We start from the raw sequence: 19,288 nt of genomic DNA on the forward strand, positions 1-19,288 counted from the left end.
CCTACGAAAAAACGTTGCCCGAGAAATGCTTCCACAAACCTGCCAACTGATGATATTGTCATTTTAGCCATGTCAGCCTCCTGCTAGTTTCACTTTTACTGGTATACTACCAGATTAAACAGGGGAGTGCTGACATGGTATTTCTTGTTGGGGGGCTAGCTCTCCCACTTTTTTAGGTTAAAGCTAGTGGCTGTTTCATCTGTAAGAGCTGCCTTTTACTTTCTTTATATTCGTCGCTTTCAGGCTTGTGTTTTTCTTGGCTTGCTGTTTTTAGTGCATATTTTCAAATATATAGTTTAATATTAACTGTTGATTTATTTATATGCGAAGCTGTGTGTATAGAATTGATGTGTTTTGCTGTTGTGCCAGCGGAACATGTTGGCTCCGAAATAGTTTTCTATCCGAACATGATGAAGTGCCCGGGCATGAGCATGTGGTGCGTGTCAGTGCTGTGGATCCATGGTGTACAGCGGTAGATGATTTCTACCCATGAGTGGGAACAGTTCCTTGATATATGAGGGGGCTATTATATTTCAGTCTCTGAAGGATATGTTTATCCTTGTAATCAGGTGCGGTATATATAGTTTGTCTGGCTACTAATTAGATGTCACATGCGTCACATAATTATGCTGTAGATAGACAAAGGGATAACTTTGGATTTGCTGAAACCCTGCGGTTTCAAGGGCAGCGGAAACGGCATTGGAAGGGAAAATATACCCCGGCATGTTGATCAGTACCTCTCTCAGTCTGAGTAGAGCGCAGTGCAGGGACTGAACAAGCGCGGACTGCTAAATGGCCAGTCCCAGCACAAGTAAACACAACCAAACACAAAATATTTACCCAAGTTCATTTGATATTGAATCTCAGCATCAGTTATGCTAAGACTACGATCCACCGTTTAAAACGGTTTTAAAATAACTTTTATCCTGAACTTTTTTAGATGGATTGGGTATTTGTAATGAATTTGATTCAATTTGAGAAATCTCCCGAAGCAAAGAATAAAAGCACCATGCACAATGTGGACGAGGATTTTATCCAGTTTACGCCGCTGCATTCCGGCATTACTCTGGTTACGATGGATTGCATGCTGGAAAATCCGGTATCCATAAGTTTCATCCCTCCACCCGAAACCATCGGCATCGGATTCAGCCTGTCGGGAAGTATGAACTCAAGCCCTGAAGGATGGGGTTCGAATATTTCCTTTGATTCGGGGCTGAGCCATTTCAGCTATTTTCCTTCTGCAGACGAACTTGATGAAACATTTTCAGAAGGCAGGCTTCGTAGGGTCTGCCTCATGATGCCTATGGATTTATTGCAGAAATACATGGCACATTACACAAAAAATCTATCCCCAAGTCTGGAAATACGACACACTGAGCCAACACACCTGACTTCGCCGATCACCCCCGGAATGAGGGCTGTAATCTCCCAGATTTTCGAATGCCCACATCAAGGGATAAGCCATGACTTTTTTATTGAAAGCAAAGTGATGGAATTGCTTGCCTACAAATTTAAGCAGTTGGGGTTGCACACCCGTAAGGACCGCATTTCGCTTTCCTCTAAGGATGTTGATGGGGTTGTCCATGCGGCAAGTCTCTTAACTGAAAATCTGGATACTCCTAAAGGTCTTGATCAAATTGCCCGCGCAGTGGGTATGTGCCGCTCGAAATTACATGAAACATTTCGAGAAATGTATGGCATGACCCCTTTTGAGTACCAACGTGATTACCGCCTCGATATTGCAAAGCAACACCTACTTGATAGCTCCATGAACATTACGGAAATCGCTTTTGCCGTGGGCTATTCCAGTTCCGGTCATTTCACCAAGGCATTTAAGAAACGTTATGGAGAGCTTCCGGGAAAATACCGTAGGCAATAATGTTCCTGAAATTTTTTTGGACGATTGTGCAAAAAAAATAGAAAAAAGTGCCAGCCACATTTCTCCAATCTTTCTAGAACCCTTCTCATGTTGGCCGCTCCGCAAGAATTATTTTCAAGAACTTGCGAAATACTCTTCGGCCGTCATGAGGAGGATTTATGCAACACAACGAGTATATAAAGTTGCCCGGAAGACTGAAGGGGGGCCTTCCTTTCGTGATCATGGCCCTGCTGCTGCTCTCGTCTCCGGCAATCGCACAGGATCAGCACAAAAATGCCACGGCAGACAAGGGCCAGCAGGATATGCTGCTTGCCCCGGTTACGGTCACCGCCAATAAGCAGAAAGAAGAGGTCCAAAAGATCCCCGTGGCCGTGACTGTGTTCAATGAGATGAGCATTGAGGACAAGAAATTGGACAGCCTTAGCGACCTCAGTGATTACGTGCCGAACCTGATGCTTTTCAGCGATGGCCCTCCGGGCGTCAATACTCCGAGTATGCGAGGAATTCATGCTGACGCCGAAAGCCAGTCAGTTTCTACGGGTCTTTTTGTTGATGGAATTCCGGTATCATCAACTCTTGGGTATTCCAATGGACTTTTGGATATCGAACGGGTCGAAGTTTTGCGTGGGCCTCAAGGAACGCTATACGGCAAAAATACCGAAGTTGGTGCCATCAATATCATTACACGTCTCCCGGGTAATGAATATCGCGGCAAAATCACGACGGATGTCGGTCTCAACAGTAAATCAGCCGCATTCAATTTAAGTGGTCCCATTATGCAGGATCAACTGTTTTTCGGTTTTGCAGGCGAGCTTTCTCAGAATGACGGATTTATCGAGCATACTGCGTCGGGCAATCCGGTGGACGAAGAGAAGTACCTGTACGGAAAGGGACAATTACGTTGGTTACCTAATGAAGATCTGGAGCTACGACTGATTGCTTCCCATACCCAGTACGACAACGGTGCTTTCAGGATGGGCCCTAACCCCGATTGGTGGAGCGAAATGCTTCAATCCATTCCCGGAGACCGCGAGGTTTCTTCTGACCACGAGGGTAAAGGTAAATCCTCGGAATCCAGTCAGGCTTTGAAAATATCTTACGACATCAATGATTATCTGTCTCTCACATCCACCACTACTCACAGATATTTCAACGATAACAGAAACGTAGATATCGACATGACTTCCGCCGACCTGCTTTGGAGAGATTTCGATAACGACTACCGGACCATTACTGAAGAATTACGGTTGAATTATGCCAACGAAGGATGGAAATGGCTCACCGGACTCTATGTTGACAGGGATACCATTGACATCCGGGAAACAGCAAGTGGCGGCCCACGCACTCAGGATGTTGAAAAACACTCATATGCTGCTTTCGGGCAACTTACTGTGCCTGTCACTTCAAAGTTAAGTGCTATTGGTGGATTGCGTTACGAGGTCCAAAAAACCGACTTTAAAGATAAAGTCACCAGCGAAGATATGGATGGCTCCTGGGATAACTTCGCCCCTAAGCTTTCTTTGGAGTACCAGTTCCAGCCCAAGCTTATGGGATATGCTTCTGTTGCCAAAGGCTTCCGTTCCGGGGGGATCAATTACAACTATGTTGATGCTGACAAAGCCAAATATGATTCCGAGGAACTGTGGTCCTATGAAATAGGAGCCAAATCCAAGTGGCTGGATGACAGACTTCTGCTGAACGGTGCCGCCTACTACATGGATATCCAGAACATGCAGGTTTATGAAGGCTACCCGCCCATGCGTCTCGACATATCCAACTCGGCAAAGGGTATCGGCTACGGATTGGAACTAGAAGCGCAGGCCCTTATTACCAAGGCTTTGAGCGTGGATGCCAGTTTCGGTTACTCTAATGTTGAATTCGATGATTTCACGGAAGACGGCGTGAGTTATGATGGCAAGAAAAGTCCCTTTGCACCGGAGTACACCTTCAATATCGGAGCACAATACCGCATGGAAAACGGTTTTTTCTCCAGAATGGATGTTGTCGGTTACGGAAAAATGTATCTGGACAAGGCTAACCGGTACTCTAGGGACGCTTACCAGCTCGTGAACGGCAAGATCGGATATGAGGGCGAGAATCTGGATGCATACCTTTATTGCAAAAACATCTTTGACACCAGATACGACACCACAGGTTATTACGGTGGGATGTATACTCTTTACAGCGATCCGCGTGAAGTCGGCCTGAACCTGTCACTACGCTTCTAAGGGCAATAATTAAACCAATTACGGAGAAATGTATGAAATTATTAAATATCCTATTCAGTGTATTCCTGTTAGTACAACCGACCAGTGCCTTTGCGCACACACTCTGGGTCAACTGCTTCGAATCACAAGCCCATGCTCCGGGACACGCTATAGTGTCTCTGGGTTGGGGGCACGCCTTACCCCTTGATGATATACTCAATTCACCCAATGGCCGTGTCAACGTGACGGCTTTCAACCTTACCGATCCAACAGGTAAAAAGGTTGAGTTGTACAATCCGACATTAAAGGAAAGTAAGCCTTTTGTTTCTAACGCTAACTATTCAGTCTTCCCCGGCGATATAGGGGTGCAGAGGATTTCCTTTGAAAAAGAATCCGCACCCGGTGTGTATCAGCTTGGCGCGAAATCCCGCCCGGCCTTCTACACGAAATATATCGACACAAAGGGCAGGCAGCGGATGAAGCTAAAGCCAAAGGACGAGCTCAAGGACATAAAAAAGGTGCTGATGTCGGTCAAATATGAGGCCTTCGCAAAGTCCTTTTTCACTGTCGGCAATTGGAAAACACCCGCACCGATCGGACATGGACTGGAAATCATACCGAAGACCGATCTCAGTAATATCCGGGTAGGCGACATGGTGGAAGTTGAAGTACTCTATCACGGTACCCCTTTAAATAATTCCCCCAAAAGTCCCGAGTTCATCACTGCTTCCAGCAGCACCTTCGGTCAGGACGATGGTTTTGCTCTGTTTTCAGCGATTCAGAAAGGTAAAGCGCAATTCCGGGTTCAAAGCCTGGGTCAATGGCGCGTTGTTGTGAAACACAAGGAAAACATCACAAAAGACGGTCCGCTCAAGGAGCTCATGGGTAAAGCCGAACAGGCCTACAATGCGGCGACCATGACTTTTTCCGTTAAATGATGATGCAGGATCTGTCAAAAATTAACATCAAAGTCTATTGATAGAAAGTTCATTATGGGTCATTTTTAATTCTTCTAAGAGTAGTAATCGAGGATGTTCGTGCATACTTAAGGGGGTGCCTGTACCTTTTCGGGTCAAGCACAGTTTCTGATATAAAATTCAGAGCTGAGCTTGTATGTCTTGACTTATATTGATAAAGACTTTCATACTCAAAATCATTTAACCCAAATTATGAGTTTTCCATGCTTAAATCAATAACGCTTGGGGCTCTTCTGATGATCGCGCTGGCTGCTAACGACTCCGGCGCGACATCACAGCCCACTTATGAAAAAGCAGTAAAAGCGCTGAAAACAGAAGCTGCTGCATCTGAAAAATATCAAAAATGGGATGACATCAAGAGAGACCTTGCCGCTGAAATCACCAACATGAAGATGCTTGATGATTGGATGAGTTTCCAGACCGCAAAGTATCAACGCTATGTAAAAAGGCAGCAGAGAACCATTGCGGAATTGAAACGCCGCAAAGCTGAAGCGCAAAAGATTCGCATGGAACTTGAGCCATTTTTAGAAACAATTGTCGATAAACTGGAAGAGCAGATCAAAGCTGATCTTCCTTTTCTTAATAAAGAAAGGACACAACGTATCGCTTTTCTGCGGGACTCCCTTGATGATTACCATTTGGAGCTCAGCGAAAAACTGCGCCGGGTCTTTGAAGCCTTGCAGGTTGAGACAGAATATGGACGTAATGTGGAAACCATTTCAGAGCAAATTGATCTGAACGGAATTCCGACTACGGTTTCCGTTTTTCGGCTTGGAAGGACGGCACTCTATTACCAGACCGAGGACGGTAGATCTTCCGGCTACTGGGATCGCCACGGCAGAACATGGGTGCCTGTGAAGACCGAATTTTCCAGAGACATCCAGAAAGCAAAAGATATGGCCTCGCGTAAGCGGGCAGTGGAACTTATCTCACTGCCTATTGCTCAGCCGGCCGACAAAATATGACAGGGAAAATCCAATGAAAAAAACTATCTTTGCACTGTTTGCCGTCCTGATTCTGGCCACTTCGGTTCAGGCTGTAAATACAAATACCGTGTCCCGGGTTGTTGCGGGCAATTTGAGCACGGTGAAACAGGAAGCCAGACAGACTGAGCTAACCATCGCTGAACAACAAAAAGAAATACAACAAGAATCTGCCACGCTGAAAAAATCCATTGCCGGAAAGAAGAAAGAATTTCAGACACTGAAAGCACAATATGAAGCTCTGCTGGCTGAAGAAAAGAAATTGAAGGATGAGTTGGCGGAGCAGGCTCATGAACTGAAAACCATTGATGGCGCAATCCGTACTTCTGCCAAACAGGCCGGTGATTATTTCAACGAAAGTCTGACCACCCCGGATCACCCTGAACGTCTGCCTGTGCTTGAGGCTATCCTTAAGCCGAACATATTTCCGGGAATGGAGAGTATCAAGCAACTCTTGAATCTCTATCTCGATGAAATGTATACAGGCGGGGAAATCGTCCATAAGAATTCGGAATTCATCGCAAAAGACGGACAGGCCAGAAACGGAGAAACCATCCGCATCGGTACATTTACCACTGTTTTCAGAACCCCTGACGGTGAACTTGGCTTTCTGCGCCCTGATTCCGGGGGGGGCGGACTGACCGCTGTTGCTGGAAAACCGGGCTGGATGCTCTCTCGCACCATTAATGATTTTTTTGATGGTAAGAGTAATCTTTTTCCTGTGGATATCTCCAACGGAGCCGCCCTGCAACGCCTTGCCCAGACTCAGAAAAGTTTTACGGAATGGCTGGCCGCAGGGGGGATACTGGTCTGGCCTATTCTCCTTGTGGGATTGATTGCCGCGCTGATCATTATTGAACGCTTCATTTCATTGAGTCGTATCCGGGCCAATTCCGGCAAAAACATGGGCCGGATTATAGAACTTGTTTCCGGTGGGAAATGGTCGGAATGCCGGGAATTCTGCCTACAGAAATCTAGTTTTCCTACCTGTCGAGTTATCAACCACACATTGAAATATGCAGGAACGAGCAAGGAAATTCTCGAAAACGCGTTTCAGGAAGGGCTGCTCAAAGAGCTTCCTCTGCTTGAACGGTTTCTGCCGACTCTGAATGTTCTGGCCGCAGTGGCCCCGCTGTTAGGTCTGCTTGGAACGGTTACAGGTATGATCAACACTTTTCAGATTATCACCATATACGGAACCGGTGATCCGCGGATGATGTCCGGCGGTATATCTGAAGCTTTGGTCACAACCCAGTTGGGACTGGCTGTAGCTGTGCCGATCATGCTCCTGCATCACATTCTTGACCGCAGGGTGGATAAAATTGTGGGCGACATGGAAGAAAAAGGTGCCAGTATAGCTGTGGCTCTGATGAAAAAAGAACCCGCGACGGAAAAGGGTACGGTGTACGGAGATGCTGCATAATCTTCTGGAAAAATGGTTCTTCCACATTCAAAACGGCGGGGAAATTATTATCCCGATTTTCCTGCTGTCTATTATCATGTGGACATTGATTTTCATTAAAATCAGTTTTTTCCTGCGGGTAAAAAAGAGTGAAAACACAGCCAAATACGTTGGATGGCAACGGGAGATTCATAGCCAATACCAGCAACAGCGCAGCAGCAATGCGGAACTGAACAAGAAAACTCTGGATTCAATCCAATCTGCCCAGCAGGCCAAATCCATGCGGTATATACGCACCATCATGGTTCTTGCGGCCCTCGCTCCGCTGCTGGGGCTGCTTGGCACTGTTACAGGCATGATCTCGACATTTGATGTCATCGCCATCTCCGGTACCGGTAATGCCAGAGCACTTGCTTCCGGAATTTCCGAGGCCTTGATCACCACCCAGAGCGGGCTGATTGCAGCCGTACCCGGAATGCTTTTCGGGTCAATTCTTTACAGCAGAGCCAACAAGCTCAGCAAACGGATTGAAATTTTCTGCATCGGACTGCAACACGGAACAACTTCAGAGGAATAGCCGGATGGTAAATATACGCCAAAGAAGAAAATTACGTAGCGGCACATCTGAAATAAACATGACGCCGCTGATTGATATGGTCTTTATTCTTTTAATCTTTTTCATCGTAACCACCAGCTTTGTCCGCGAGGCCGGAGTGGAGGTGGAACGCCCCTCCGCCCAGTCCGCCGAGACTAAGGCAAAAGCGAGCGTGATTCTCGGGCTGACCGCTCAAGGGAGGGTCTTTGTTGAAGGCCGATCACTGGATATCCGCTCTGTGCGGGCCTACATGGAAAAGTTTCTCGCAGAAACACCCGAAGGTTCCGCCGTTGTTGTTGCAGATAAGTCCAGCCATACCGGAACACTGGTTCAGGTGCTGGATCAATGCCGTCTGGCCGGGGTGAAAAACGTCAGCGTTGCTGCGAGGAAACCGCAATGAGCCCCCGCACTGCCGGTGAATATTCTCTTTGTATGCTTCTCGCTCTATTCATGGCTGGAGGGGTAAGTTTGGCCATGGTCTGTCTAACTGAGATTGAGAGACCTGTAGCATCTCCGCTCATTGAGGGAGCCATCCGTCTGGCTGCCCCTGAACCGGATCAGGTCATTGAAGAGAAAAGGAAAAAACCACAGGATGAGCCGCCCCCCCCGAAAGATTTGGATTTGAAATTTACCGCAAATCCCACCCCTAAGCAGCAGGCTCCGGTCATGCAGATGAGGATTCCCGCATTTGATGCGGACATTCATCCGTCCCTCACCGGTGGCATCTCCATCCCGACAGCCTCTCTGGGCGGCATGGGCTTCAATATTAACGAAGTTGATGATGTTCCACAGGTGTTGCGCAGTATCCCTCCTGAGTATCCATTCGCTGCAAGGCGTTCAAGAACCGAAGGGGAAGTTTTGATTAGGCTGCTGGTTAGAAAGGACGGCAAGCCGGACAATCTTTCGGTACATTCCTCCTCGCCGGTGGGAATTTTTGATTCTGCCGCCTTAAGTGCAGCCAGAAGATGGCGTTTCAAGCCCGGACGTTATGCCGGGAATGACGTGGACACATGGGTCCTGATTCCATTTAACTTCGAGATGACACAATGATGCACTCAACCCGTATCATCCCTCTAGCGGGATTTCTCTGCGCCTGCTTGATTCTGCTTTGCGCGACTCTTGCCGGAGCGGATAACTTTCCGCCGCAGGCCAGACACGCTTTGATTAAGGCCCAGTCAGATTTGAAAGAAGAGAATATTCAAGGGGCTGAGAGTACCCTCAGTGAATATATCCGGACTACAAAAGAAAAAGTCCCGGCTGAAGTATTCATTATGCTGGGGGCTGCCAGACACGATTCTGGAAACAAAAAAGGTGCCTTAACCGCTTTTCTTGAGGGCTATAAACTATATCCCGGCAACAAATCGCTCTGCCATAACAGCGCGGTGCTTCTTTATGAACAGAGTAAATACGAGCAGGCGGCACGGATGTTTGAAAAAACATACGGACTGGCAAAGCCCAAGAATCCGCAAATGCTCTATCATGCCGGAGCTGCATATTATGAAGGGGAAAAGTATAAACAATCCGCTAGAATTCTGTCCCGGCTTTTAGCTGAAACAAAGAATCCCCAAAAAGACTGGATCAAGCTGGCTGTCCATTCCTATTTGCAGGCAGGGCAGCAGAAAAAGGCCCTCAGCTATCTGAGAGCTTTGCTGAAAAAATATCCGGAAAACCCAGAATACTGGAAGATGCTGGCAAAAGTGGAAATGGACCGTAAAAGATATATTGCTGCTGCTGCCGCTCTGGAAATGGGCTACACATTCACCTCTCCCACAAAGCAGGAATACAAACAACTTGCACAATTATATAAGTACATTAACGCTCCGCTCAAGGCTGCGGACATTCTGAATAAATTGTACGGGAAGAATCCAAAAAACAAACAGATTCAAGAGCTTGTTTCGTTATACAGCTGCGCCGGAAAATCGCAGGAAGCTTTAAAGTTAGTTGATCAGGTCCTGAAAAAAAATACGCAGCAGGAATATTCTCTGCAATTGTTAATGACAAAGGGCAAACTACTTTATCAGTTACGCGAATTCAACGCCGCAAGAAGAACCTTTTCACTTTGTCTGAAACAAAAGACGAATGCAGCTGAAGCACGCTTATACAGAGGACTTTGCTTTTGGGAACTGAAACAATGGCATCTTTCCAGAAAAGATTTTCAGAAACTGACCCACATAAAACAATACAAAGTCAGAGCCAAAAGGGCACTGGCTGCACTGGACGATCTCCAAGAGGCCAAAACGGAAGCATCAGAAGGATGAGTTTATGAAAAAAGTTCATCCGGTTAAAGCGTATTTGGCTTCATAAATACCCATGATTCTGAGTTTGAAAAAATCCAGATCCCGGTTCAGTCGGCCTGCTTTTCATGGTTTTGATCTTATTTTTAGTGCCTTCCATTGGTACAGATGAGATGGGGTGTTGGTGCCAAGCCAGCATTCCAAAGCTGTGCGTTACTATGGTCTTTGCTATGGTCATAATTGGAGCAAGGCCGGAGGCTTCTACGCGAACGATCCAGCGCACGCATATTTAATCGATTGCGATATACTTCAGTTTCGACAGAACTGGTGTGCTGAAACATCATTTTCGGCATTGCAAACGAGACACATCTACAATGATCCAGACAGGTTTTAATTCTAAAAAAAGGGTCAGCAAAAAATGCTGACCCTTTACTTTTATATCCTGAAATACTTCAAATCTACAAAGCTTCAAATTCCAGATTTTCAATATATTGGTGGTAGTTGTCTATGCCGACAAAATAGCTTGGATCTTCCAGAATGTTGACCACACAGATCTTTTCAGCACGTTTGATCAGGCTGACGCAATCCTGACTGAGGTGGACCAGATAAACCTTTTTTCCGGCCCGTTCGTACGTGGAGGCGATCTTGTTGACCGTTTCGATTGCGGACTGGTCCATGATTCTGGACTCCTTGAAATCAATGATCACTTTGTCCGGGTCACCCTGCACATCAAATTTGCTCAGGAAGAGAGTTGTGGAGGCAAAGAATAACGGGCCGTAAATTTGGTAGTGCTTGATTCCCTGCTCATCGACTATTTTGCGGGCGCGGATTCTCAGGGCGTTTTCCCATGCGAAGATCAATGCAGAGATGATCACGCCGCAGATAACCGCGATGGCGAGATCATATTTTACGGTCAGCACTGTCACCAGCACAATCACAATGACGTCCCATTTGGGAACCTTATTTATAATGTTGAAGGTGCTCCATGCAAATGTCTTGATGACCACGATGAACATGACCCCGACCAGAGCGGCAATGGGCACCTGTTCAATGTATTGCGAAGTGAACATGATAAAAAAGAGCAGTGCGCCAGCCGCAACTATTCCGGAAAGCCTTCCTCGTCCGCCGGAGGAAATGTTGATGATACTCTGGCCGATCATGGCACAGCCGCCCATGCCTCCGAACAAGCCGTTAATAAAGTTGGCTATTCCCTGGGCGAGGCATTCGCGGTTTCCGCTTCCGCGGGTTTCGGTCAATTCATCAACTAATGATAAGGTCATCAGGGATTCGATCAGGCCGATGGCAGCCAGAATCAAAGCGTACGGTGTGATGAAGATCAGTGTATCCCATGTCAGCGGCACTTGGGGAACGGCAAAGGAAGGCAGTCCGCCTTTAATGCCTGTTCCGCCGTTAGACTGGATGAATGAAAGCACGGTTTGTGTATCAATCTGCATGGCGGCGACAAGGATGGAAACTGAAATGATTGCGATGAGTGCGCCCGGTGCCTTGCTGTAAAGTTTGGGAACGACGGTGAGTATCACCATGGTTAAGGCAACTAGTCCGGCCATGATCCAGAGCGGTTGGCCCTGCATCCATGTTCCTTCTGATTTGAACATGTTCAGCTGGGAAAGAAAAATAACAATGGCCAGACCGTTGACGAATCCCATCATGACCGATCTGGGGACCATGCGGATGAATTTCCCAAGGCGGAAGAAACCGGCCAGTAGCTGAAAAATACCGACTAATAACAGTGTGACAAAGAGATATTGGAGACCTGCATGGGAATCGGGGCCGCCCAGTGCATTACCTTCCATGACGAGGCTTACCATTACAACAGCCATAGCCCCGGTTGCACCGGAGATCATACCGGGTCTGCCGCCTATAACTGAAGTGATAAGGCACATGAGAAACGCGCCGTACAGGCCGACCATGGGCGGAACGCCTGCGACAAAAGAAAAGGCTACTGCTTCAGGGACAAGAGCCAAGGCTACGGTAAGTCCGGAAAAGATATCAGCTCTGACACTGCCCTTGGAGGGGGGAACTATTGAGTGGTTCGAATTCACAAAAAATCCTTTTAAAACGGGTTGTAATTATCAAAAAACAAAAAAGTAGAGACCGCAGGAGGGCCCTACTGCAAATATAAAGTAAAAGCTGACTCGTGATTCAGCTTGCTGTGTGAAGTTTATATTCTTGGTGAGATATGGTGAGCGAAAATGGACACCAATACGGTGTGTATTTATTTTTCTAAAGCTGATTCTTATTTATGATAATTGGAGTTGAGTCAACACTTATTGTGGGTGGGGGATAAAATTTTGCCTTTAATTATATTTCTTATGTATTTTTTTTATCGACTGCTGTATGATTTTGACTATCAGTAAACTTGTTGGAGGAGTCAGTATGAAAAAAAAACTTAAATTTAATGTTTTATGGTTAGTTTCTGCACTTGTTTTGGCTTTGCAGGGGTGTGCCACTCATATGCACAATCCGGCCAATATGGAGCTTGCAGGCAACAGTGCTAAAGCAATGGATGAAATAATCAAAGAAACAAATATAGGTGTTGCCGCACAAAAGGCTAATCAAAAAGCATTACTGGAGAGCGAAATTGCGGCAATGGACAACTATATTCGTTTGGATATTGAAGCGGAAATTGAAGATGTTGTCGCATCAAAAGGTGCGTTTAAGTCAAAAGTAATAAAAGTAGTTACTGAACGGCTTGATGAAATCGGGGTGGTTGGAATTGAATCGGGTAAAATGGATATAGCAGACCTCGAAGGTATTGAAAATAAATTATCTAAAATTGAAGTTGTGGCAAGTGTTTACCGTAGATTTCAGGGGAAATTAAAAACAGCACAGCAGGATTTGAAAAAGACCGAGTACGATGCAAAGCTGGGTAGTTGCTCTTTGGAATCTGTGTTTGAGCCACTAGATGAAGACAAGGTTACAGTAATTTTGAATAAAATTACTGATCCAAAGGAAAGGCAAGACAAAGACGACACAATAAGATCATATTATAAAGTACTAACAGATTTGTGTCATGATTTCAGAGAGAAATCGAAGTCTGGGCTATTTAAAGCTGGAAAGATGATTGAAATTCAGAATGAGATTCATTGGGGAGAGGATAAGCTGGCAGGCGCAAAAGTTGAAGCCGAAGAGATAGCCAAAAAGTTTACAGAAAGTCAGAAGATGTTAAAAAAAGCTCTGAAAAGTAAAAATGAGAAATTGAATGCGGAAATCGCAAATAAAATGAAGGAAGCCCGAGAGCTTGTGAGTGTTTCCAGCGATATAGCGAAAGTCATCGGCGATTTAGCCCTTGTGGAGAATGCACTGGACACCCTCGATATTGTTCTGGCTCATGTTGAGACATTATACAATCCGATGAAAAAGGAAGGCCAGACAGGAGAAGAGGCCAAGCAGGAGCCTGAAGTCACTGATCCTGAAAAGGTTCGAATGGCCTACTACGGAATGATTCTCGTTCAATTTGCGGATCTGGCCAAGGAGTTGCACAAGCTTGACGAGCTACGTAACAGACCGCCCATGACAGCGCTTATTATGGTTCGCAATGAACTTGCTGCCCGCCGTGATGTTCTAAAAGCTAGGCTCAAATTTCAACAAAATATAATTGCGCTTCTTAAGGGTAAAAAAGATTCGTTGAGTAGTGAATTAAAACAATATCTTTGGGTGATAGCTTACTACGTAGAAGCCCATAAGACATATGCTGAGTACACGAAATTAATTAAAAAAGCTGAAGACAACATCAAAGTGTCCGCATTCGAGACATTGAGCTACTCCGATCTGGTCAGGAAGAAAGTTGATGTATCAAAAAAGAACGAAGTATATGATGAGGCTTCAAGATTACTGATGCAGTCCAGAAAAGCAATACAGTTGGCTTTTGTCCGTTATTTATATGGTCTCTATCTGGCTGGAACATCATCTTTCCATCATGAATACAAAGCAATATCTCTTGATTATGCTGCCAGTCTTGATGAAGCCAATGCTCGTATTGCCCAGTGGATAGCAATGTTGGGACCGTTGATTGACCAGCAGAAAGAGTATCATTCCGGTGGAATAAAGTCTGAAGAAATTACAGAGCTTGCAATGCAGGCACTTATTGCTGGCGGCGTAATCGGCATTGCAGTTAAATAGGGGGATATATGAGTAAAATTTACTTTGTCATAATGTGTTTAACAATTTTCATCGTTAGCGGATGCGCAGCCAACAAGACCGTGTGTGATAGTGCCCAGTTTTCAGCTGCACAACTGGTTGTTTTTCAGGGGGAATTGAATAAATATTACAATTCAATCAATGCAAACAACAAGGAGCGTATCGCTAATGTCGTCGGTTCTCTGAAAGAAGATAAGCTTTTCAAAGAAAAGTTATCTGAACTTTCCGAGATCGATCTTGCGGGATATTCTGCCATGAAAGACGAAAAGAAAGAGCTATGGGAGCGGCTTAATCTTTATATTCAAAAGGGGCAGCTACAGGAGGCAGTTACTACAGAAGATGTGTTTCCTGTAGGCAAAACCGTTGAAAAACTGGTTGTGCCGTCAGCACAGTTTAAAACAATCCAGAAGAATCTGGCAAGGCTGTCTGAAGATGGTTCAGGCAGTGATCGCGCGAAGTTCCGTCGTCAGGAAGTTAAGTTTTTTATCGCTTATGGAACTGAAGTCTTTGAAAAGTTTAAGCAGAAGAAAGAAGCGTTGGAAGGAACGGAATAACTCTTTAATTATGTAAACTTTTTACGGAGGCAGGCATGTCTGATGAAAAAGATTGGACCTCGCTTAACATGAAAGAGCAAACTGATTACGACTTAATGTATTACGAGGTTCTTGATATCATAGATGATGGGCTTTATGATTTGGAGTATGATAAATCTGATTGCCATGATCTGCATGAACGGATGAAATATGACAAAGCCATCTTGAGACTGAAAAAGAAACGTAGACTGGTTGTGGCTAAGCGAGTGAAGCGGGAGTTGTATTCGATCAATCCCCCGGATGGGACAAAGCTTCAAGAGGCAGAGCAAATCCATTTGAAAATGGAAATGGCTATCAATGAAGATAGGTCCATCAAAAGTATTGTTGGAATTGCCACAATGGCATTGAAGTTGTTTAACAGCGTACAGGCACTGCCTGCATAGTCTGTATAATTTATAAACTGTTTTTTGTTTATCTTTTACACGATTTTGAGGCCCTAGGCATTTTTGCAATGCCAAGGGCCTTTGGGTTTTATCCAGCAGCAACAAATGTCTAAATGTTTATAAAATGCAATAAATTAGAAAAATATATATGGAAATGCGCGATATGAAGGAGGTATATTTCGTAAATTGTAAAACATGAGTAATTCTCAGTTGACCCGCCCTCTCATCTGGACTATCAATTCACCCCCAAGGGCTATCAGCTCCCGTCATCCTGTCCCGAACATACCTTTCCCCCGTTGAATACGTTGAAACGTCTGTGCCGCAGTGTGCTTCTGTCCGGTAGGACAGGCTGAAAAGTTAATTTCTAATTCCCTAGCCCTTACTTCTATTGGAGGAACTGCCTGTCCGGGTGGTTCTGGTTACTTTATTTTTATTCATGCTGGTTCCACGTAGCTGTTGTTGAACCGGATTTTTTAAGGAGTTACAGCAAGATGCAGAAAAGAGAAACATGGGGCTCCCGTACCGGCTTTATTATGGCCGCAGTGGGGTCCGCAATCGGACTGGGAAACATCTGGCGTTTTCCGTACATGGTTTATGAAAACGGCGGTGGCGCATTCCTTATTCCTTATTTTGTGGCCATGCTTGCCGCAGGTATGCCTTTCATGATTCTTGAATTCGGTCTGGGCCAGAAATTTAAGGGTTCCGCTCCCAAGGTTTTTTCCTCCATTTCCAAGAAATGGGAATGGCTCGGCTGGTGGCAGGTTATGGTTTCCTTCATTATTACCACTTATTACGTGGTTGTAGTGGCTTGGTCCATTAACTATTTTCTACTCGCCTTCACACAAGGCTGGGGCGCTTCTCCCAAAGAGTTCTTTTTCGGTGAATTCCTCGGCCTGACCGATTCCCCCATGGACATGGGCGGAGTGCAGACCTCAATCTTCGCCGCAACAGCCGCAGCATGGTTGATGACTTTTGTGGCCGTGTTCACCGGAGTTAAAAGCGGTATTGAACGGGTCAGCAAAATTTTTATGCCCCTGCTTTTCCTGCTTGTATTTATATTTATCGGCAGGGGGCTGATGCTTCCCGGTGCTGTTGACGGTCTTCAGTGGCTGTTTAAGCCTGATTTCAACGCCCTCTTGGACGGTAAGGTTTGGGCTGATGCGTTCGGTCAGATTTTTTACAGTCTGTCCATCGGTTTTGCGATCATGATTTCCTATTCCAGTTATCTTTCCAAGGATTCCGACATCAATAATAATGCCTGCATGACCGTGTTCATTAACTGCGGCTTCAGCATTATTTCCGGGGTCATGATCTTTAGTGTGCTGGGTTACATGGCTCACCAGCAGGGTGTTCCTGTTAGTGATGTTGCCGGTTCCGGTGTGGGGCTTGCCTTCATAACCTTGCCCACTGCGGTCAACCTGATGCCTGCTCCAGCGTTCTTCGGAACATTGTTCTTTCTGGCGCTTACTGTTGCGGGCCTGTCTTCCATGATTTCCCTTGCTGAAGTAGTGGTTTCCGCACTTATCGATAAGATAAATATGTCCCGCAAAGTGGCGGCTTCTGTTTTTTGCGCATTAGGATTTCTGGTCAGCATCGCCTTTACCACTGGTAGTGGTTTGCTTTTGCTTGATATTGTGGACCACTTTATCAACAACTTCGGTATCTTGATCGGTGGATTCATCGAGATCATTTTTGTGGCTTGGTTCTGCAAACTCGATGACCTGCGCAATCATGTTAACCTGACTTCCGAAATTAAGGTCGGTGCGCTTTGGCTGAACAGCCTGCGCTTTGTGGTTCCCGCAATGCTCGGCTTCATGCTGGTGTCAAACTTCGTGGGCGATCTGTCCAAGAACTACGGCGGTTATTCCACTTCCGCGACTGTTGCATTCGGCTGGGCACCGCTTGTGCTCTGCCTCGTGTTCGGTCTTGCCTGCGCCCGCAGTGCCGGTGGATTTGTAAACGTTACCGGAATTAACAGAAACTTCCTGAAAAGGAGCTAGGTATGGAATTCTCAGCAATTATCATGATGCTCTTCGGACTCGGCATTACTTGGGGCGGGGCTTGTGTCTGCTTCCGTATTGCTTTCAATAAAAAGTAAGTTTAAAGATCCATATAATTGATTGAAGCCCTTCCGTGCTCTGCGCGGGAGGGCTTTTTTGATACAAAAATAGCCCAGCCCCGCTAAACCGGGGCTGGGCTTTACTAATGCACACCTTTGCCATGGTCCCAAACGATATTGTTTGGGTAAGAATCCATTAACTCTGTTTTTACTTTCAGCTTAAGAATTCGTTTGCCGCCAGAGTTAAGCGGCGTCTTTCCGGCAGCACAGCTCTGTCTAGCCATGGAGCTGACCGGAAATTTTTGGTTTCCGTGTAAATACTTTTGCCTTGATAAGTACCTCCGTTCCCCGTTGCCACGCATAGGATACATGGTTCCGGGCGGTCTCTTGGGTCATGTCCGGCAGAAATTTCTAGGCGAATCTTCTGCCGTCGGGCAATGTCCATTTTCATGAACTTCCATGGACTCTCGTGGTTCTTGGAGCGTGTTTCCATAATGCGGTTTGGAAATGCGCAGTAAGTCCGGAGAGTTGTTTCCTAAGTAAAACTTTTAGTTTCCGGCAGTTGTGTCCGGAAACGGTGCACACTGTCTTTGAGGGAATGCGCATTTAACAAGCTTTAATCAGAAATTTATGTTGAAATTATGTGTCCTTGTAGACTCTGGGGACTCTGGCCATGAGGGTGGAAACAATTTCGTAATTGATGGTTCCAAGCTCGCAGGCCATTCTTTCTGCTGAAAGTACTGCATTCTCTTGCCGCCCGATGATGACTACTTCGTCCCCAGCCTGCACATCCTTTATTTTACCAACGTCTATGACGCTCTGATCCATGCAGACCCGGCCCACTATCTGAGCTTGTTTACCGTGAACCAGCACCTTTCCGGCGGATGATAGCTGCCGTCTGTATCCGTCGGCATAACCGAGAGGGATTGTTGCCAATTTTGTTGCGAAGGGAGTTGTATACGTATGACCATAGCTGATTTTGAATCCTGCGGGAACTTCTTTGACCTGTGCGATGCGGGCCTTGAGCTGCATAGCCGGTTTCAGGTCGGCATTGATCTGGTGGACTCCGCTTGAGGGGTAAAGGCCGTAAAGCATTATGCCGGGGCGGACCATATCCAAATATGATTCCGGGAGATCGATAATAGCCGCACTGTTGGCAGCATGTTTGAGGGGGATATGGATTCCTTTTTGTTCAATATCTACAAGGATATTTTTGAACTGTCTCAGTTGGCTGAGTGCACTTGATTTGTCCGCTTCATCGCTGGCTGCGAAGTGGGTGAAAATTCCTTCTGTTTCCAGATGGGGGAGCTGGTGGATTACAGCTACTGATTCCGGAAGCATGCCGTTCATGGTCTCGTGTACAAGACCCAGGCGGCCCATACCGGTATCAATTTTAATGTGTATCTTTATTTTTCCGCAGGTCCGGGCCTGTTCATTGAGCCGCAGTCCGTAGTCAGTTGAAAATACGGCTTGGGTTATGTTGTACCTGCGCAGTTCTTTTGTTGCTTCCGGGGGAGTGTATCCGAGGATCAGGATCGGTTCTTCAATGCCATGATTGCGAAGTGTTATGGCTTCATCAAGTCTTGCCACTGCGAAGTAGTCTGTTCCGGCGGTGCTTAGGCATCTAGCCACATTTACAAGTCCGTGCCCGTATGCATCAGCTTTTACAACGGTCATTATTTTAGACTGCTGTTTCACAAGCCGTTGAACTTCCATGAAGTTGTGCCTGATGGATTTCAGGTCAATTTCAGCCCAGACCGGGGCGAAAGAGGTTGGATTCTTCATAGCTTACCTCGCTGCTTCTGTATGTCACTC

18 protein-coding genes are annotated in these 19,288 nt (G+C 46.0%); 14 read left to right on the top strand and 4 right to left on the bottom strand.

The genetic code is table 11. The annotated features are described in order from the left end of the window. The first annotated feature begins 940 nt into the window (after positions 1-940). The 9 genes from D0S45_07420 (at position 941) to D0S45_07460 (ending at position 10,301) form a co-directional block, all read left to right on the top strand. Entirely contained in the window at positions 941-1,879 is a 939-nt protein-coding gene (locus tag D0S45_07420; protein TIH16988.1) for an AraC family transcriptional regulator, read from the top strand. 158 nt (positions 1,880-2,037) lie between these two features. After that, entirely contained in the window at positions 2,038-4,107 is a 2,070-nt protein-coding gene (locus D0S45_07425) for a TonB-dependent receptor (GenBank protein TIH16989.1), read from the top strand. Between the two features lie 32 nt (positions 4,108-4,139). Next, the gene (locus D0S45_07430) at positions 4,140-5,024 is read left to right on the top strand and encodes a DUF4198 domain-containing protein (protein ID TIH16990.1); all 885 of its coding nucleotides are present in this window, start codon (positions 4,140-4,142) and stop codon (positions 5,022-5,024) included. A 242-nt stretch (positions 5,025-5,266) separates the two neighbouring features. Beyond that, a complete protein-coding gene (locus tag D0S45_07435; protein ID TIH16991.1) occupies positions 5,267-6,028 on the top strand; it encodes a DUF3450 domain-containing protein in 762 nt (253 codons plus the stop codon). A gap of 13 nt (positions 6,029-6,041) precedes the next feature. Then, the gene (locus tag D0S45_07440; protein TIH16992.1) at positions 6,042-7,469 is read left to right on the top strand and encodes a flagellar motor protein MotA; all 1,428 of its coding nucleotides are present in this window, start codon (positions 6,042-6,044) and stop codon (positions 7,467-7,469) included. Beyond that, a complete protein-coding gene (locus tag D0S45_07445) occupies positions 7,459-8,025 on the top strand; it encodes a MotA/TolQ/ExbB proton channel family protein (GenBank protein TIH16993.1) in 567 nt (188 codons plus the stop codon). The genes D0S45_07440 and D0S45_07445 overlap by 11 nt, the downstream gene beginning before the upstream one ends. A gap of 4 nt (positions 8,026-8,029) precedes the next feature. Beyond that, positions 8,030-8,443 (top strand): biopolymer transporter ExbD, encoded by a 414-nt coding sequence (locus tag D0S45_07450; protein ID TIH17179.1) that lies wholly within the window; start codon positions 8,030-8,032, stop codon positions 8,441-8,443. After that, a complete protein-coding gene (locus tag D0S45_07455; protein ID TIH16994.1) occupies positions 8,389-9,093 on the top strand; it encodes an energy transducer TonB in 705 nt (234 codons plus the stop codon). Before D0S45_07450 ends, D0S45_07455 begins: the two co-directional genes overlap by 55 nt. Then, positions 9,090-10,301: a tetratricopeptide repeat protein gene (locus tag D0S45_07460; GenBank protein ID TIH16995.1), complete on the top strand. Its 1,212-nt coding sequence runs from the start codon at positions 9,090-9,092 to the stop codon at positions 10,299-10,301. Before D0S45_07455 ends, D0S45_07460 begins: the two co-directional genes overlap by 4 nt. 40 nt (positions 10,302-10,341) lie before the next feature. On the opposite strand, the gene D0S45_07465 is transcribed toward D0S45_07460, so the two are convergent. Both D0S45_07465 and D0S45_07470 read right to left on the bottom strand, forming a co-directional pair. Further along, complete coding sequence (locus D0S45_07465) at positions 10,342-10,515, bottom strand: hypothetical protein (protein ID TIH16996.1); 174 nt, start codon at positions 10,513-10,515, stop codon at positions 10,342-10,344. A 220-nt stretch (positions 10,516-10,735) separates the two neighbouring features. Beyond that, positions 10,736-12,340, bottom strand: a complete 1,605-nt coding sequence (locus D0S45_07470; GenBank protein TIH16997.1) for a SulP family inorganic anion transporter — start codon at positions 12,338-12,340, stop codon at positions 10,736-10,738. A gap of 334 nt (positions 12,341-12,674) precedes the next feature. On the opposite strand from D0S45_07470, the gene D0S45_07475 reads away from it, so the two are divergent. From D0S45_07475 to D0S45_07495, 5 genes are all read left to right on the top strand, one after another. Continuing rightward, positions 12,675-14,420: a hypothetical protein gene (locus D0S45_07475; GenBank protein TIH16998.1), complete on the top strand. Its 1,746-nt coding sequence runs from the start codon at positions 12,675-12,677 to the stop codon at positions 14,418-14,420. Positions 14,421-14,428: 8 nt separating this feature from the next. Beyond that, entirely contained in the window at positions 14,429-14,992 is a 564-nt protein-coding gene (locus D0S45_07480; GenBank protein ID TIH16999.1) for a hypothetical protein, read from the top strand. Between the two features lie 35 nt (positions 14,993-15,027). Further along, positions 15,028-15,414, top strand: coding sequence for a hypothetical protein (locus D0S45_07485; GenBank protein ID TIH17000.1), 387 nt, complete (start codon positions 15,028-15,030; stop codon positions 15,412-15,414). Positions 15,415-15,905: 491 nt separating this feature from the next. After that, positions 15,906-17,414, top strand: a complete 1,509-nt coding sequence (locus D0S45_07490) for a sodium-dependent transporter (GenBank protein ID TIH17001.1) — start codon at positions 15,906-15,908, stop codon at positions 17,412-17,414. 2 nt (positions 17,415-17,416) lie between these two features. After that, complete coding sequence (locus D0S45_07495; GenBank protein ID TIH17002.1) at positions 17,417-17,512, top strand: MetS family NSS transporter small subunit; 96 nt, start codon at positions 17,417-17,419, stop codon at positions 17,510-17,512. A gap of 104 nt (positions 17,513-17,616) precedes the next feature. On the opposite strand, the gene D0S45_07500 is transcribed toward D0S45_07495, so the two are convergent. Then, positions 17,617-17,835: a hypothetical protein gene (locus D0S45_07500; GenBank protein ID TIH17003.1), complete on the bottom strand. Its 219-nt coding sequence runs from the start codon at positions 17,833-17,835 to the stop codon at positions 17,617-17,619. Positions 17,836-18,112: 277 nt separating this feature from the next. Further along, complete coding sequence (gene alr, locus D0S45_07505; protein TIH17004.1) at positions 18,113-19,258, bottom strand: alanine racemase; 1,146 nt, start codon at positions 19,256-19,258, stop codon at positions 18,113-18,115. Positions 19,259-19,288 lie beyond the last annotated feature (30 nt).

The sequence above is a fragment of the Marinifilum sp. JC120 genome (assembly GCA_004923195.1).
Lineage (GTDB): Bacteria > Desulfobacterota > Desulfovibrionia > Desulfovibrionales > Desulfovibrionaceae > Maridesulfovibrio.

What these genes read in the sequence shown, in the direction of transcription:
- D0S45_07465 (TIH16996.1), bottom strand. Translation starts at nt 10,515, where the DNA reads ATGACCATAGCAAAGACCATAGTAACGCACAGCTTTGGAATGCTGGCT.
- D0S45_07450 (TIH17179.1), top strand. Translation starts at nt 8,030, where the DNA reads ATGGTAAATATACGCCAAAGAAGAAAATTACGTAGCGGCACATCTGAA.
- D0S45_07445 (TIH16993.1), top strand. Translation starts at nt 7,459, where the DNA reads ATGCTGCATAATCTTCTGGAAAAATGGTTCTTCCACATTCAAAACGGC.
- D0S45_07490 (TIH17001.1), top strand. Translation starts at nt 15,906, where the DNA reads ATGCAGAAAAGAGAAACATGGGGCTCCCGTACCGGCTTTATTATGGCC.
- D0S45_07460 (TIH16995.1), top strand. Translation starts at nt 9,090, where the DNA reads ATGATGCACTCAACCCGTATCATCCCTCTAGCGGGATTTCTCTGCGCC.
- D0S45_07500 (TIH17003.1), bottom strand. Translation starts at nt 17,835, where the DNA reads ATGCGTGGCAACGGGGAACGGAGGTACTTATCAAGGCAAAAGTATTTA.
- D0S45_07425 (TIH16989.1), top strand. Translation starts at nt 2,038, where the DNA reads ATGCAACACAACGAGTATATAAAGTTGCCCGGAAGACTGAAGGGGGGC.
- D0S45_07495 (TIH17002.1), top strand. Translation starts at nt 17,417, where the DNA reads ATGGAATTCTCAGCAATTATCATGATGCTCTTCGGACTCGGCATTACT.
- D0S45_07430 (TIH16990.1), top strand. Translation starts at nt 4,140, where the DNA reads ATGAAATTATTAAATATCCTATTCAGTGTATTCCTGTTAGTACAACCG.
- D0S45_07420 (TIH16988.1), top strand. Translation starts at nt 941, where the DNA reads ATGGATTGGGTATTTGTAATGAATTTGATTCAATTTGAGAAATCTCCC.
- D0S45_07440 (TIH16992.1), top strand. Translation starts at nt 6,042, where the DNA reads ATGAAAAAAACTATCTTTGCACTGTTTGCCGTCCTGATTCTGGCCACT.
- D0S45_07475 (TIH16998.1), top strand. Translation starts at nt 12,675, where the DNA reads ATGAAAAAAAAACTTAAATTTAATGTTTTATGGTTAGTTTCTGCACTT.
- D0S45_07435 (TIH16991.1), top strand. Translation starts at nt 5,267, where the DNA reads ATGCTTAAATCAATAACGCTTGGGGCTCTTCTGATGATCGCGCTGGCT.
- D0S45_07455 (TIH16994.1), top strand. Translation starts at nt 8,389, where the DNA reads ATGCCGTCTGGCCGGGGTGAAAAACGTCAGCGTTGCTGCGAGGAAACC.
- alr (TIH17004.1), bottom strand. Translation starts at nt 19,258, where the DNA reads ATGAAGAATCCAACCTCTTTCGCCCCGGTCTGGGCTGAAATTGACCTG.
- D0S45_07480 (TIH16999.1), top strand. Translation starts at nt 14,429, where the DNA reads ATGAGTAAAATTTACTTTGTCATAATGTGTTTAACAATTTTCATCGTT.
- D0S45_07485 (TIH17000.1), top strand. Translation starts at nt 15,028, where the DNA reads ATGTCTGATGAAAAAGATTGGACCTCGCTTAACATGAAAGAGCAAACT.